Source organism: Stenotrophomonas maltophilia group sp. RNC7, from assembly GCF_030910085.1.
GTDB lineage: Bacteria > Pseudomonadota > Gammaproteobacteria > Xanthomonadales > Xanthomonadaceae > Stenotrophomonas > Stenotrophomonas sepilia.
In genome coordinates, this window is the sequence record NZ_JAVFVN010000740.1 from 114,855 (window position 1) to 128,155 (window position 13,301).

Sequence of the window (13,301 nt, forward strand, 5' to 3'; positions counted from 1 at the left end):
GTCCGAACGCTCAGCCATTGCCCACCGCCTGGCTGTCGATCTTGGCAAGTGCGTCGGAAAACTGCTGCTTCATCGCGCGGCCACTGGCGGCCACTTCCTCTCGGGAATAGCCATCAACTGAGGCGCAGATGGTTGCCAGCCCCTCAGCGGCCTGCAGGGCCTCGCGCACCGCGTCCAGGTCCACGGCCTGCGCCGGCTTGTACTCCTCGGCCGCCTCGATGGCGTTCTGCCACGGGCAGTTGGCGTTGCTGTGTTCGCCGATATCCACGCCAGTGATCCGAGCTATTTGATCGGCCAGCTCGTCGGCTACTTCTTCGCAGCGGTCGCGCTGGTCGATGATTTCGTCCAAGGCTCGGTCAGTCGCTTCATCCACCCCCACCGGCTGGCGGGCGGCGTTGCCCGGCAGCGGTGTGTCGAAGCGCAGCGCGTTATTTGCCTCCTGCTTCGCCCGGATCTTTGCCATTACCTCGGGCTGGCTGATGCGGGCCAGCTCGGCGTCGCCAGAAGCGTGCATGTCGATGCCCGCCACCCAGCAGTAGCCGGCAAGGGTGACCATGACGCCGCCGACTTCCTGCGCAGGCTCGCCGACCGGGCGACCGAACACATAGTCGACTAGGGTGGCCACGCGCGCGTTGTCGTAGCCGTGGGCCTGCAGCAGCTCCAGCACCTCTTCCAGCAGGCGGTCGCCGCGCTCGGTCATGTTGCTGTAGAGCGACGGTAGGAAGCACTGGCCCATCCACTCGGCCACGCCGGCCTGAAAGCTGCGCCCCACCTGCTGGCGAGCGACGATGGCGGCGTCGAGTGCGAGGATTGCGGATTTCAGAGATTGAGCTTCATGCGTGCTCATGCCGCTAAGGATGTCGTTCATCAAGGCGCGGTTGTGTGCGGCATTCGCTACGATCCTCGCTGCTTCAATCAGCGCATCCCCCTGACCACGCGGAGAGGGCTGGGCGGCCGGGGTGGTAGCCATTTGGCGATCAGCCACAGTGCACCTCCCTGGTGTTGATCAGATTGAGCAACGTCGTCGCGAAGTCACTGGCGTGGTGCGCGCTACGGGCCATGTCTTTCAGCACCGACTTCAGGTGGTTTTCGGTGCTGACGGGCATCGTCCTCAGCACGGGGCCATGCCGGCGGGAAGCCTCTTCCTGGCACTGGCTTAGAAGATCAGCCAGCACTGGCTCGCGCGCTGCGGCTGCTTCACCATTCAGTGCAATGTCCAGCTGGCGCACCAAGTAGGCCTGCGCATCCTCCTCGAGCGAGAGCATGGCGTCATGGCTGATCAGTGGCGCTGCGGCGGCGAGCCCGGCGCGGATGGCCTCGGCGTAGCCCTTCTGGGTACCGTGAATGGCGTAGGCAGCGCGGAACGCTTCAATCGCGCTGTCGGGGATCGGTGTTGAAGATTTGGCGTCGCTGGGCTGAGGCTGTTTCATTCGGGAGATCTCAGGCTGCGGTGGTGGCCGGCTTCTCGGCCATGGCTGCCAAGCGCTCAAGGCGTTTGGCTTCGGCGATGTAGTAGTCGTGGCGGTCCTGACGGACCTTCGCGGAGAAGAACGGATCGGTCAGTGCGTGCTCGGCGGCGGCGCGGTTGGCCTTGGCCAGGCGGGCTGGGTCGTGGTCGAAGATGTCGAGTTGGTTGCGGAGGTCCATGGATGCTGCCGGCGAAGCGTCAGCGGAGTTGTGTGCGTGGCCAGAGGGCCGGCATCTGCCGTTGCCACGCTGCGTAGCCCACCTGGGTGCCGTTCTTGAGCGAGCGCTGCAGGATCTGGCCGAACTGCACGCGCAGCGAGAACCAGCGGCACGGGTGGGCAGCAACTGCCGCCGCGTACCGCTGCAGCCTCTCTTCGGGCGTAGGTGCCGCCGTGCTGACGATCACCGCGTCCAGGCCGCCGCCGATCGGATGCAGGCCGTCCATCAGCGCACCAACCTGTGCAGGTTCGGCGCGACGCGCTGGCGTTGCTCTTCCGCCTCGCGCTGACGCTGCGCGCTCGCTTGGTGCGTGCAATTCACACGGTAGGGATGGCGGCGGGGGCGCTTCGCGCGCTCCAAGGCCGCGCGCTGGTCGGGCGTCAGATCGGGTGCTGGGAGCTTGATCGCAGGCGCCCTCATGCGGCACCGCCTTGTGCCCGCATCATGCGGCGAAGGTTCTTGCGCACGTCGGCAATGGCTCGGCCGGCGCTGGCGCGGCGCTCCAGCACTGCGCGCGCGGCAACGTCGGCGGCGGCGGCGACCAGGTTCGGGTCAAAGCCCATACCAGTGGCGGCCGTAGCGGCTGCCTTGGCGGCGACGGCCGCGCGCTGTGCGAGGGGGTAGGTGATGGCGGCGATCATGCTGCACCGGCCTGGCTGATCGTGTAGCCACGGCTGCGGGTGGCATTGATGCGGTAGCCGTGCTGGGCCAGCTTCTGGCGCAGGCGGCAGATGGTCACCTCGACGGTGTTCGACTTGCGGCCGGAGGCGCCGTAGATCTCCCGCTCGATCTGGAAGCGGCTGATCGGGGTGTCACCTGCGTTGATGATCAGCTGCAGCACCCTAGATTCAGTGGGGCTCAGGGGCAGGCGCTGTGTACCGATCATCGCGGCGCGCGGTTCGGTAAGGAGGCCGGTGATCACGGCGCCACCTCCACGAAGGCCAGTTCGTGCATGACGCACTGCGCCCGGGCCAGCACCGGGGAGGTGCTCGGCTCTTTGCCGTCTGCGGTCGACAGGGGGACAACCGCATTGGCCCGGACGCATGCCGCCGGGGAAATCTCATAGGAGCCACTCAGGACGGCATCTGCCGCGTCGAGGGCAAGCTGCCAGCGCGCCGGCTCGAAGTTTTGCGTCAGCGCCGCAGTGACGCCTGCCGCACAGTCGGGCACCCGGTCTGCATCGCGGAAGGCGTTGAGGGTCGTGTTGGCGACGGTGGCACGCAGTGCCCAATCGTCCCCGGCGGCCAGCTCATACACAGCCAGAGCGGCGCAGATGCGGGGGCTGGTGATCACCAGCCCGTTCGGCGCGTCGTCTGTAGCCGCGGCGGGTGCATCGGAGGGGGTGGCCCAGGCAACCACGCCCAGGGCGATGAAGCACGCCAAGGCGGCCATGCCGACGCGGGCGGTGCGCTTGGTGCTGAGGGTCAGGGGCATGAACTCTCTCCGGTTCGGGAAAGGCACAGGGCGCTATGCTCTGCGCCAAGGACTTTTAGGGGGCAGAGGGATGGGATCTGTTGGTTGGATGGGCTACGTGACGTTCGCCATCGCGCTGCTCGGCGCGGTCCTTGGTGTGATCAACACCGTGATCGCCTACCGCCGTGGAGCCGTCCGTTGGAAGGTCATTCCGCGCTTGCAGATGGGTAAGAACGGATCGCTCGAGCTCTTTGTCGATCTCGTAAACACCGGGCGCATACCCGTGTCGATCGAAAAGGTGAGCTTGGCCGGGGGTGTGAAACTTCAGACGCGGTCGGAAGGGCTCACGGACAAGTACGGACACCCAGGTTTTCCGCTCCTGCTCAATCCTGGCAAGAAGCGGACAATCGGCCCGGTGCACGGTGCCACACTCAATGAAGTAGTTGTGCTCAAGCCGATCACGATCGTGGCCGAGACCGAGGATGGCCGCTGCATCAAGGCTCGCTGCACCGGCCTGCGTGAGCTCTACATGCAGCTCGAGGCTGCAAAGACCGAGCCAGCGGCGTAGTGGCGGGGGGAGGATCAACCACCAAGGCCTCATGGCTATCAGGCCGACGCGGGCGGTGCGCTTGGTGCTGAGGGTCAGGGGCATTGCTAGGTCTCCGTAGGCGGCAGAAGCCGGCTGTGGCTCTATAAAAGCATGCTAATACGGAGAATGCAAGCACGCTTATTCAGCGTACTTCTACGCTAATCGCTGATTGGAGCAGGGGATGTAGAGATGGACTGGCGGAAAGCCTTTGTTTTTTTGGCCGGCGGAGTCATAGGAGCGGCCAATGCAGCGGCGCAGCCGTTGGTTGTCGTCAAAGAGGGAACGGAAGAGACGAACCCAGTCGAGCGCTCCCTTGCTGCAACTGCGGGGGCTCCGTTTGAATTCATGGGCATCACGCTTGGAGCGCCATTGGGTCCCGAGTGCCCGCGCGAGCAGATCCCGCATGCTGGGGCGGTCTACAATCTGGGTGCTGCGAAGTCAGCGTGCTGGGTGGCAACCGGCATGCAGCCAGGGGCCCGGACCAACACGACCAACAATGACCTGTTGACGGTGGTGCCGCTCAGCAACAAGAGGCCCACTGGAACAGGATCGGTCACGGCGGTCGTCGTCAACGGGGTGGTCGAAGGCCTGACAATCTCGACCGATGGTTTCGTGCATGCTCAAGAACTGTTCGAGCAGCTGAAAATGAAGCTGGGCGCGCCGACAAAGCACGACACAGTGCAGTTGGTTTCCGGTGTTGGCGCCAACTTCGTTAGTCCGAGAGCAGTTTGGGAACTGCCCGGCACGTATGTCCAGTTCAACGGCATTGTCGGAGCCGTCAACTCAGGGATCATCCTGGTGTATACCGAGAAGGGCAAAGCTCGAGAAGCGGCGCGCCAGCAGCAGCGCGCTAAATCCTTCTGATTTCAGACTTCTTGGGCACTTCGTAGCAGCGCCAGGCCCAGGATCTTTCCGCCCACATGAAGCTGATCCGCTTCTTGTGGCGGCACAACCTCGCTCAGGTACTTCCTGTTGGTGCTGATGACATGCAGGCCATCCCGCAGCAGCTGCAGGCGTTTGACGTAGGTCAGTCCATGCAGATTGATCAGGTACAGGCCATCGCCGTCGAAGTAATCCTTGGCGACGTCCACGAACACCACGTCGCCATTCTTGATGTCGGGATACATCGAGTCCCCGCGCACGGTCACCAGGCGCACACGGTCGCCCTCGGGCACGAACCCCAGCTGCTGGCGAACCTGCCACTCTGCGATGTCGAGCTCCCGGACCACGTCCGGGTAATCCTGATTCATTGCGCCAAAGCCCCCTGAAGCCTCGCCTTCCATTACTCGAAGGCGAACATAGCCAGCGGGTGTCTCACTGTCTGATATCGAGGACCCGTGAGACTCGTCCGAGCGCTCGGGCAGCTCACCAGTGATCAGCCATTCGACCCGGAAAGGCCTGTAGACACGGGCCAGTTTCACCGCCGTCTCGCCGCTGAGCGACTTCGTCTTGCCGTCCTCCAGCTGGTAGAGCGCTGATGCGGTGATGCCGGCACGACGCGCGGCATCGGCGGGTTCGGTAATGCCGCACTCAGTTCGTGCGCGCTTCAGGCGGATAGCGAGGGCTGTAGTCATGTTAGCGAGCTTATTAGTCCGTTAAGTAAGCGTGCTTGCACGCGTAATGAAAGCGTGCTTATATAGATGGCATGAACATGCCCCGGATCACCAAGGAAGAAGCCATTGCCGCTTACGACGGCAATGCCGCCGCGCTCGCACGCGCTCTCGGAATCACGCCGTCGGCTGTCTATCAGTGGCCCGATGGGCAGATCGACGATCTGTGGGCGCTGAAGCTGCGCTTCGTGCTGATGCCAGCCCACTTCCAGGCGCTTGAGCGACCTGCGGAAAACGACCCGGACGCTGACCGGATTGTGCCAGTGGAGGGGGTTTGACCATGCCTCCGGAGCATGTGAATTCGATTCGAATTGCCCTGTCGCTACCACCAGGGTGGCGCCTCGAGAAGCTGGCCGAGGGCCGCTATGCCGTTCGGTCAGTCGATGGCCGTGGGCCCGGTCAGCGGGGGCCGAACCACCATGTTGATGTCCGCAACGTCGCCCTCGCTCACGAACGAGAACGAAACGTTGGCTGGCAAAAGGAAGGTCACCGACGAACCTGAGTTGAAGCGGATCGTGACGTCCACGTCCCGGCCGTTGGGATTGTTGACCGTGTTCTGTTTGCCGGGCTTGGGCTCCAGTGAAGTCCTCAAAACCTGATCGTTTTCCATGTCGCACTCCCTGCGTGCTCTGTTGTTGGCACATCAAGCTTAACGCCGGGAGTGCGGCACCCCAAATCGAAACATTGGTCGTCCTGTCCATGGCGACCACTTTGCATCGCCTCCCGAGGTGCGTAAATGAAGCCTGATCCTCAGTACCACGAGCCGCGCTCTGCGGTGGTGTTCCGGCACACGACCGACGCCATCCGCAACAGCGGCCACACCGACAGCAGCCTTGCCCAGGCGATCGCCGAGCAGTACATGGCGGACGTAGCGCCAGCCGAGCGCATTCTGCACTTCCATGTCGGTGTAGACGCCGACAGCACCGAAAAAGCGCTGAAGTCCAACGGCCAGCTCATTGCCCGCATCCGCAATGGCACGGTCAAGATGCCTGTTGACCTGGAAGAGTCGTGGGTTCGTGCGCTGCCGCCGCACTGGCGCGACGCCTGCTCGCGCGAACTGGCCCAGCGCTATGGCTTTCTCGGTGCCCGTATTCCGATGATGGAGCCGCATGCCGGCGTGCTGGCTGTGGCCCGCCTGTCGGTGGAGTTCGGTCACACGCTCGAAGCGATCACCAACGTCCTGGCCGACGGCCGCATCTGCCCGAAGGACATACCTGAGCTGCGCCGCGCGCTGGACGAGATCGGTCAGCTCGAGGCGGAACTGGTGACGGCCAAGCGCTACGTGTCGGGTCACCTGCAGGATCTGGCGCCGCGAGCGGTGCAGGGTGCGCAGCGATGAGCGGCGGTGCAATGGTCAGCTGGGCAATCGCCGTGGTCAGCGAATTCGACAGTGCCGGCCGTCGAATCCCCGAGAGTGTGGTGCCGCTTCTGCCCATGGTGGATGTAGTCCTCTGGGCAAAAGAGCAGCCGCAGCCGGTGCGTGTTGATGCACTTCAGAAGCGATTCGGCCTTTCGCGCGCGACGGCATATCGCTGGCAGCTCGCGCTGCAGGACCTCAACGATCCGGCGGCCGCCAGGCGGCGGCTTCCCGGCCTGCGGCAGCTGAGCACCGCGATGGGGCGTGAGGTTCCCGTATCGGGTCATGCGGGGGCGACAGGATGAACATCAGTCCGACCCTCGGTCTGCGCTGTGGCCCTGCGCTCCGCACCGCTCCGGTTGAGCGAGAGCCGACCGTAGCTCCGGTAGCCGCCGCGATGTCTGAAAAGAAGCAGCGGCGCAGCGCGCCCCAGCACGCCCTTGCCGGCTACAACACCACCAGGATCGTCATGGAATTCATGCGCTGGGCAGTCGAGCTCAGCGATTTCCCAACCGTCGAGGCCATTGTTCGGCACTTCGGCGTGAGCCGCGCCACAGCGTACCGCTGGCGCAACAGCCTGGGTGAGACATACCGGCTGGAGACGCTGCCGCCCAACGAGCATGAGCTGACCAGGATTGGCAGCTCCGGTGCTGCGGCACGCGGCAAGCACGGTGCCGGGGAACCCTGATGATCTACTTCGAGATGTATCCGGGCGACTACCTCAAGGACACGACCCGACTGTCCGTGACCGACCACGGCGTCTACTTCAAGCTGATGCTGGCGTACTACTCGGAAGAGCAGGCGCTGCCAGAGAGCCTGGCCGAGCTGTACATCATCGCCGGCGCAATCACTGCGGCGGACAAGGCTGCGGTCAAGAAGGTCGCCGAGCGCTACTTCCCCTTGGCAGAAGACGGTTTGCGGCACAGCAAGCGCTGCGATGAGCAAATTGCCAAGGCGCAAGGCCGTATTGCCGAGGGCCAAGGCCGCCGCGATGCCCGAAAGAGCAATGAAACTGAGCGCCAGGCGCGGACCCGAGCACGCAGAACCATGCTGTTCGAAGACCTGCGCGCGGTCGGCGTCGTGCCGGACGGGATGGTCACGATGGCACAGCTGAAGGCGCTCCATGTCACGCATGTCACGGGCGACGAACGCGTGACGCTCGACCAGTTGTCACGCGTGACATGTCACGCAGAGTCACGCGTGACAGGTGGTGTGAACACAGGTGTGAACACGGGTACCCAGACCCCAGACCCCATTACTACTCCAGATACATCACATCTCACTCAAGGATCTCTGGGAGGCGTGACCGACGCGGGGCGTGCGTGCTTGCTGATGCGCAAGGCCGGTTGCCATTCCACCAACCCGAGCCACCCCGACCTGCTGGCCGCCCTGAAGGAGGGTGTGACGCCGGAGACGCTGGGGCACACGGTCGCTGAAGGGCTGGCGCGATCGCCACCGGTCACGAACCCGTTCCCTTGGGCAATCAAGACCGCCCGCAACCGCCATGCGGCAGGCGCAATGCCCGCAAACCCCAATACCACCGGAGGCACCAATGCAAGCCATCAGCCAGGTTCTGCCGATCAGGTCACAGAGCAACGGCGACAATTCGAGCAGCGCGCGGGAATTGGCGGCTTTGGCGGAACGGGCGGCGACGTCATCGACGTCGAGTTCGAGCCCGTCCACCACTGAGCCGGACCAGCGCGCGGTGAGCATGCTGTGGACGGTGTGGGAACGGATGGCCGGCATGTTTCCCGGGAAGTGGGTGCGTGAGAACGGCTCGGCCCCGGTGAACAACGCGGGGAGCCTGACCACCGCTGGTGAACTGTGGTTCCAGGTGCTGGTTGGCATCACCCCACGACAGGTCGCCGACGGTATGGGCAACTGCCTGCGCAGTGCGCTGCAGTGGCCGCCGAACCCCGGGCAGTTCCGAGCCATGTGTCTGGGCGTGCCGTCGTTGGCCGAGGTCGATGGCCAGATGCGACCCGGCCAGGCACATAGCGGGTTCACCGTGCTGGTGCGGTCGAATCTGGACCTGCACGCCTACGCCACGGCCGAGAGCGGCGCGCAGCAGCAGCGCATGTTGGCCAACGCCTACGAGAGGGCGGTGAAGCACGTCATGGACGGCGGCGCCGTGCCCGAGGCGATGGCTGCATTGCCTGCACCCAAGCCAGAACTGCACGTGGTGCGCAACCGCGACGCCGCGCGCAGCGCCATGGCGCAGGCCGCGGCGGATCTGGGTTTCGGAGGCACGCATGGAGCCGGCTGAAATCCGCGCCTACCAGCGGCAGCTGCTGCTGTTCTGCTTGGGCATCCACGGCGAGAGCACTGCAGCGGAGGCCCTGGAGCTGATGGGCAACGCCGCGCTCGAGTCAGGCGCGCCGCGCGAGGTGATGCTGCTGAGCACGGCCGCCGTGGCTGGCCTTTTGCGAGAGCTGGACGGTGATGGCCTGGTGCGCAGGTGCGAGAACCGCGACAGCGGCCGCGATGGGCGGCCGGTGGCGACGTGGGCGGCGACTGAGGCCGGCCGCGTAGAGCGTGCGCCGGCGCCGCCCTCGGGTCAGCAGCAGTTGGCCATGCCAATGCTCGCGCCACCATCGGGGCAGCGCACGCGCGGCGGGTTGTCCATGGAACAGCTGATGGCACTGCTTAACGTCGAATTCGACTGCATGCTCGAGCAGATGGACCGCGAGCACCAGGCCGCGCAGCAACGCGCCCGGCAGGAGTTCGACGCATTCCGGCAGCGAGCAATGCGCGTGTGGAGCGCTATGGAGGCATCTGCCTGATGCCGCCGAAGAAGACATCCAGCCGTTCCCTGCGCTACGCAACCGTGCAGGACATGCCGGAAGGCATGCGCCGCCTCTTGCAGGCCAGTGCGCCGGCAGCGGGGCCAGCACCGGCCGCGCCGCGCGCCTACCGGCCAAAAGCCGTCGATCAGCTCGCCGAAAACGCTACCCCTAGCGGCAAGGCGGCTCGCGGTCGCGTGCGTCATCAGATCGGGGAAATGAACAAGACCGAGCAGTCCTACGCCGACTGGTTGCACGCAATGAGACAGCGAGGGGAGATCCTGTGGTTTGGCTTCGAGTGCTGGACATTCAAGCTGGCCAAGGACACCAGGTACACGCCGGACTTCGTGGTTCAGCTGGCCAATGGCGAGCTCTTGCTGGTCGAGGTCAAGGGGCGCTCGAAGGGGGGCAAGTACTTTGCCGAAGACGACGCAAAGGTGAAGGTCAAAGTCGCCGCAGCGGCATTTCCCATGCTTCGAATCAAGATCGTCTGGCCAAGCGCAGACGGTGGCTGGGATGAAGAACACATCGGGTGGAAGGAGCCGAGCCATGATCATTGAAGTTGAACCCGGGTACGGAGTGGACGCAGCTGGCGTGGTGTACTGCTGCAGGCCGATCAACGGCAAAGGGTCGAAGCGCGCCCAGTGGCGTGTGGTTAAAGGTCTCCTCTGCAGCGGTGGCCGATACCTCCAGGTCGCGATCGATGGCAAGAAGCACCTCGTGCACCGTCTCGTGGCACGGGCGTTCCACGGCGCGGCGATGCCCGGTCAAGAGGTCGCCCACATCAACGGCGACGGCCATGACAACCGATCAGCCAATCTGATGTACGTCTCGCATGCTGCGAACGAGGCGATGAAGCAGCTGCACGGTACGGCGCCAAACGGGTCGAGGAACGGCGCTGCTGTCCTTGACGAATCATCAGTGCGGACCATCAGGCGCCTGGTGCAGGGTGGTGGACGTGGCATTCAGCGGCGAATGGCTGAGCAGTTCGGTGTCTCGGAGGCGGCAATTTCAATGGTGGTGACCGGGCGCCGTTGGGCCGGTTCCGAACAACGGGAGTGCAGCAGCGATGAATGAACTGATGATCGGCGGGTTCTCCGTGCGCCGCGACGACGTGGGCAGGTTCTGCCTGAACGATCTGCACCAGGCATCCGGCGGTGCGAAGCGCCACCAGCCCAGCGACTGGCAGCGCCTGAAGCAGACCGAGGAACTGGTGGCCGAGCTGGTCAACTCCGGTGATTCCCGGATTTACCCGGTGCACTCGGTGGCCGGCCGCTACGGCGGCAGCTACGTGGTGCGCGAGCTGGTCTATGCCTACGCCATGTGGATCAGTCCCAGCTTCAGCCTGCAGGTGATCCGCGCCTATGACGCGCTCGCGGCCGGGGCGGCGGCGCCTGACCCGATGCAGGCGCTGACCGATCCGGCGACGCTACGCGCGCTGCTGCTGTCCTACAGCGAGAAGGCCGAGATCCTTGAGGCGCGCGTGCAGTATCAGGAGCCGCAGGTCCGTGCGCTGCTGCGGCTGACCCAGGCTGACGGTGCCTTCAACATCAGCACCGCGGCCAAGATGCTCCAGGTCCAGCCGCGCCAGCTGTTCGCTTGGCTGTCCGAGCACGGCTGGATCTACCGCCGCGCGGGCAGCAAGAACTGGCTGGCCTACCAAACACGCCTGCAGCAGGGCGTGCTGACCCACAAGGCCAGCGTGCAGCGGCTGGAGGGCGAGCCGGACCGCGTGTACGAGCAGGTGCTGGTGACCGCGAAGGGCCTGTCACGACTGGCCGAGAGCATCGACCGTGACCAGATGACCTGGGCGCAGGCCGACGCGGCCACCGGTTTGCAGTCGGCTGCGGAGGTGGCCTGATGTCGGCAGTAGCCGCGCCCGTGGCGGCCCTGACGCCGTGCGGGAACTGCGGCAGCGACGAAGTGCGCATGCGCGCGCGGGGCAGGGCCAGCAGCCGGCGCACCGCGCAGGTCGTGTGCGCGCGCTGCAGCGCCCAAAGTGAGCTGTGCGTCGGCGCAGATGCGGAAGCTCAGGCGGCCAAGGCGTGGGGACACAAACAGCACGCGCCTCCGCTGCCGCCAGCAGCGAGGGTGGTGCGCGACCGAGTGCCGGTGGCAGAACCGACCCTGCAGCGTGACCCGCTCGAACTGATCGCCCGCATGCTGGTTGGCGGAAGCTACCGTGAGCCATCGAACGGCCGGTCGTCCATACAGCCATTGTCGTCCGCCGACATCGCAGGTGCCGTCGGGTTGATGCGAGATCCAGTTGCCAAGCAGGCTGCTGTAGCGGTTGCGCTGCGGGGGCAGGGCGTGTCCTTAGCCTCGCTCGGGAGGGCGCTGGCTAGGCGTGTGATGCGACAGATCCAGTGGGAGCGTCAAAATGGAGCCGAGCTCGCGCTTCGAATGGACGAGCCGGCAGATCGTTGGCGGATGCGCTTGGTACTGCAGGATGCTGTCAACGACTTGGTATGGCCTGAACGAAGGGTCGCTGCGCAGGATGCGGCGAAAGCAGCCAAGATGCGCAAGGGGGCGTACTTGCGGGTGCACGCATTGGCAACCGCAGCACTACGTCAGGCTCTGGAGGATGGCCGACAAGAGTTCAAGGGACGACTGTTTGGAGCACCTACAAAAAAAGGCCCCACTTAGGGGCCTTTTTTGTTGCTCTACTAGGCTGGAGAAAGTTCCATGCCGAATCCTGGCGAGGTGTAACGCTTGGCTTCTCTCTTCATCACGAGCTTGAGCTTTCGCCCACTGGAGTTCGACATCACTTCACGGATAACTGCATCACTCGCTGGTAGCTTGACCGTCTGATCAGGGCTGCGTTTAAACGCGGTGCTCAAAGCAGCGGATAGTCGAGCAATCTTCTTGCAGACGTACTCGATAGACAGCACCAGGGTGAGTACTCCACTCAGGATCACAGACTTCGTGATCAGCAACCTGACCATGTGCACCATAGCCTTACGCATAACCGAATCAACCAGTTTGCGTTCATCAGGCGCCAAACGTTCGAAAGCGGCGTCCCATTCCTTTGTGCTGATCTTCTGACCTCTTATCTTTGCGACAAGTTGAGTCGTGAACATCTGCATAAGGCTCATGTCGTGAGCATAGCGAATGAAGCCATTAATCATCTGCCTACATGCCCTGTAGCCAGGACTCTTGAAGTCCAGCTTTCCTTCGGCGGCCATATCGAACAGCTCATCTCGAAGTTCGAACAAGTTGTAGCGCGCTAGCGCGATAGCGGAATGAGGGTAAACGTTAAAAATCACGTGCCAGATCGCGAGAATGAGCGCGATTACGAACGCTGAACTAATTAACGTGATCATATTCTGTCCCTCTCGTGGGTCTCTCCGTCGTGCCCAAGGTTGCTGCTCGATCTGTCCGGATCCAATTCAGTCTCACGTTCCTTCGTGGTTCTAGATGCTCTTTGAACATGTCCGGCAATAACTCTACGCAGACGCTTGTTAGAACGAATGAAGACGGGCCATGCGGCGAGAGTCACTATTTGGACCCACCAAGCAGGTGCAAGTTCCTTAATGACGTCCCCCAAGCTGCCGCAAAGGTCTACCGCTGCGTTCAGGATGGTCGTCTTGCCGGCTATCTCTCGGATCGACAGCCATCCGCCTGTACACAGAGTGCCGTACTTGATTAGCTGCTTTGCGATTGCAGCCAGGTTGCTGCTAAGCCTGGACGTCTGCATCTGCTTCAGACGTTCCTTCAGGCGTTCGTTTTCCCTAACCAAGTCTTCCCGAGAAGACGGTCCGTGCTTCTTGCTCAAGTTATGGCCCCCCTGCGAGAGCGAACTTTAAGCCATCCGGATAGGTTTTTGTTAAGATTTCGTTATAGGCTGCGGGGGCGCACCATCA

23 protein-coding genes are annotated in these 13,301 nt (G+C 63.7%); 13 read left to right on the plus strand and 10 right to left on the minus strand.

Going from position 1 to position 13,301, the window contains the following annotated elements; genetic code table 11:
* Positions 1-10 precede the first annotated feature (10 nt).
* From RCF13_RS16940 to RCF13_RS16970, 7 genes are all read right to left on the minus strand, one after another.
* Positions 11-868, minus strand: a complete 858-nt coding sequence (locus RCF13_RS16940; RefSeq protein WP_308141362.1) for a hypothetical protein — start codon at positions 866-868, stop codon at positions 11-13.
* A 109-nt stretch (positions 869-977) separates the two neighbouring features.
* Positions 978-1,430: a hypothetical protein gene (locus RCF13_RS16945; protein WP_308141363.1), complete on the minus strand. Its 453-nt coding sequence runs from the start codon at positions 1,428-1,430 to the stop codon at positions 978-980.
* Positions 1,431-1,440: 10 nt separating this feature from the next.
* Positions 1,441-1,647 (minus strand): hypothetical protein, encoded by a 207-nt coding sequence (locus RCF13_RS16950; RefSeq protein WP_064239336.1) that lies wholly within the window; start codon positions 1,645-1,647, stop codon positions 1,441-1,443.
* Between the two features lie 19 nt (positions 1,648-1,666).
* On the minus strand, positions 1,667-1,912 hold the full coding sequence (locus RCF13_RS16955; RefSeq protein WP_308141364.1) for a hypothetical protein: 246 nt from the start codon (positions 1,910-1,912) through the stop codon (positions 1,667-1,669).
* Positions 1,913-2,102: 190 nt separating this feature from the next.
* Positions 2,103-2,327 carry a hypothetical protein gene (locus tag RCF13_RS16960; protein ID WP_308141365.1) on the minus strand — a complete coding sequence of 75 codons (225 nt, stop codon included), beginning with the start codon at positions 2,325-2,327 and terminating at the stop codon, positions 2,103-2,105.
* On the minus strand, positions 2,324-2,608 hold the full coding sequence (locus tag RCF13_RS16965; protein WP_180890545.1) for a winged helix-turn-helix domain-containing protein: 285 nt from the start codon (positions 2,606-2,608) through the stop codon (positions 2,324-2,326). Before RCF13_RS16965 ends, RCF13_RS16960 begins: the two co-directional genes overlap by 4 nt.
* A complete protein-coding gene (locus RCF13_RS16970) occupies positions 2,605-3,120 on the minus strand; it encodes a hypothetical protein (RefSeq protein ID WP_308141366.1) in 516 nt (171 codons plus the stop codon). The genes RCF13_RS16965 and RCF13_RS16970 overlap by 4 nt, the downstream gene beginning before the upstream one ends.
* Positions 3,121-3,217: 97 nt before the next feature.
* On the opposite strand from RCF13_RS16970, the gene RCF13_RS16975 reads away from it, so the two are divergent.
* Positions 3,218-3,667, plus strand: a complete 450-nt coding sequence (locus RCF13_RS16975) for a hypothetical protein (protein ID WP_180885110.1) — start codon at positions 3,218-3,220, stop codon at positions 3,665-3,667.
* Between the two features lie 210 nt (positions 3,668-3,877).
* Positions 3,878-4,552: a hypothetical protein gene (locus tag RCF13_RS16980; RefSeq protein ID WP_308141367.1), complete on the plus strand. Its 675-nt coding sequence runs from the start codon at positions 3,878-3,880 to the stop codon at positions 4,550-4,552.
* Between the two features lie 2 nt (positions 4,553-4,554).
* Here the strand turns inward: RCF13_RS16980 and RCF13_RS16985 are convergent, their stop codons facing one another.
* Positions 4,555-5,262, minus strand: a complete 708-nt coding sequence (locus RCF13_RS16985) for a helix-turn-helix transcriptional regulator (RefSeq protein WP_308141368.1) — start codon at positions 5,260-5,262, stop codon at positions 4,555-4,557.
* 77 nt (positions 5,263-5,339) lie between these two features.
* Between RCF13_RS16985 and RCF13_RS16990 the strand changes: the two genes are divergently transcribed.
* A complete protein-coding gene (locus RCF13_RS16990; protein WP_308141369.1) occupies positions 5,340-5,576 on the plus strand; it encodes a Cro/CI family transcriptional regulator in 237 nt (78 codons plus the stop codon).
* Positions 5,577-5,674: 98 nt separating this feature from the next.
* Here the strand turns inward: RCF13_RS16990 and RCF13_RS16995 are convergent, their stop codons facing one another.
* Positions 5,675-5,908 (minus strand): hypothetical protein, encoded by a 234-nt coding sequence (locus tag RCF13_RS16995; protein ID WP_308141370.1) that lies wholly within the window; start codon positions 5,906-5,908, stop codon positions 5,675-5,677.
* A 126-nt stretch (positions 5,909-6,034) separates the two neighbouring features.
* Here RCF13_RS16995 and RCF13_RS17000 point away from each other — a divergent pair, with 126 nt between their 5' ends.
* The 10 genes from RCF13_RS17000 (at position 6,035) to RCF13_RS17045 (ending at position 12,084) form a co-directional block, all read left to right on the plus strand.
* Positions 6,035-6,637 (plus strand): hypothetical protein, encoded by a 603-nt coding sequence (locus tag RCF13_RS17000; protein ID WP_064239326.1) that lies wholly within the window; start codon positions 6,035-6,037, stop codon positions 6,635-6,637.
* A complete protein-coding gene (locus tag RCF13_RS17005) occupies positions 6,634-6,960 on the plus strand; it encodes a hypothetical protein (RefSeq protein WP_064239325.1) in 327 nt (108 codons plus the stop codon). Before RCF13_RS17000 ends, RCF13_RS17005 begins: the two co-directional genes overlap by 4 nt.
* A 92-nt stretch (positions 6,961-7,052) precedes the next feature.
* Positions 7,053-7,343 carry a hypothetical protein gene (locus tag RCF13_RS17010; RefSeq protein WP_064239324.1) on the plus strand — a complete coding sequence of 97 codons (291 nt, stop codon included), beginning with the start codon at positions 7,053-7,055 and terminating at the stop codon, positions 7,341-7,343.
* Positions 7,343-8,344 carry a YdaU family protein gene (locus tag RCF13_RS17015; RefSeq protein WP_308141371.1) on the plus strand — a complete coding sequence of 334 codons (1,002 nt, stop codon included), beginning with the start codon at positions 7,343-7,345 and terminating at the stop codon, positions 8,342-8,344. The genes RCF13_RS17010 and RCF13_RS17015 overlap by 1 nt, the downstream gene beginning before the upstream one ends.
* 22 nt (positions 8,345-8,366) lie before the next feature.
* Positions 8,367-8,921 carry a hypothetical protein gene (locus tag RCF13_RS17020; RefSeq protein WP_246864199.1) on the plus strand — a complete coding sequence of 185 codons (555 nt, stop codon included), beginning with the start codon at positions 8,367-8,369 and terminating at the stop codon, positions 8,919-8,921.
* Positions 8,908-9,438, plus strand: coding sequence for a hypothetical protein (locus tag RCF13_RS17025; protein ID WP_064239322.1), 531 nt, complete (start codon positions 8,908-8,910; stop codon positions 9,436-9,438). The genes RCF13_RS17020 and RCF13_RS17025 overlap by 14 nt, the downstream gene beginning before the upstream one ends.
* Entirely contained in the window at positions 9,438-9,998 is a 561-nt protein-coding gene (locus tag RCF13_RS17030) for a hypothetical protein (protein ID WP_308141372.1), read from the plus strand. The genes RCF13_RS17025 and RCF13_RS17030 overlap by 1 nt, the downstream gene beginning before the upstream one ends.
* Complete coding sequence (locus tag RCF13_RS17035; protein WP_308141373.1) at positions 9,988-10,515, plus strand: HNH endonuclease signature motif containing protein; 528 nt, start codon at positions 9,988-9,990, stop codon at positions 10,513-10,515. Before RCF13_RS17030 ends, RCF13_RS17035 begins: the two co-directional genes overlap by 11 nt.
* Positions 10,508-11,299, plus strand: a complete 792-nt coding sequence (locus RCF13_RS17040) for a phage antirepressor KilAC domain-containing protein (RefSeq protein ID WP_308141374.1) — start codon at positions 10,508-10,510, stop codon at positions 11,297-11,299. The genes RCF13_RS17035 and RCF13_RS17040 overlap by 8 nt, the downstream gene beginning before the upstream one ends.
* A 251-nt stretch (positions 11,300-11,550) precedes the next feature.
* A complete protein-coding gene (locus RCF13_RS17045; protein ID WP_308141375.1) occupies positions 11,551-12,084 on the plus strand; it encodes a hypothetical protein in 534 nt (177 codons plus the stop codon).
* A gap of 20 nt (positions 12,085-12,104) precedes the next feature.
* On the opposite strand, the gene RCF13_RS17050 is transcribed toward RCF13_RS17045, so the two are convergent.
* The gene (locus tag RCF13_RS17050) at positions 12,105-12,761 is read right to left on the minus strand and encodes a hypothetical protein (RefSeq protein ID WP_308141376.1); all 657 of its coding nucleotides are present in this window, start codon (positions 12,759-12,761) and stop codon (positions 12,105-12,107) included.
* Between the last annotated feature and the right edge of the window lie 540 nt (positions 12,762-13,301).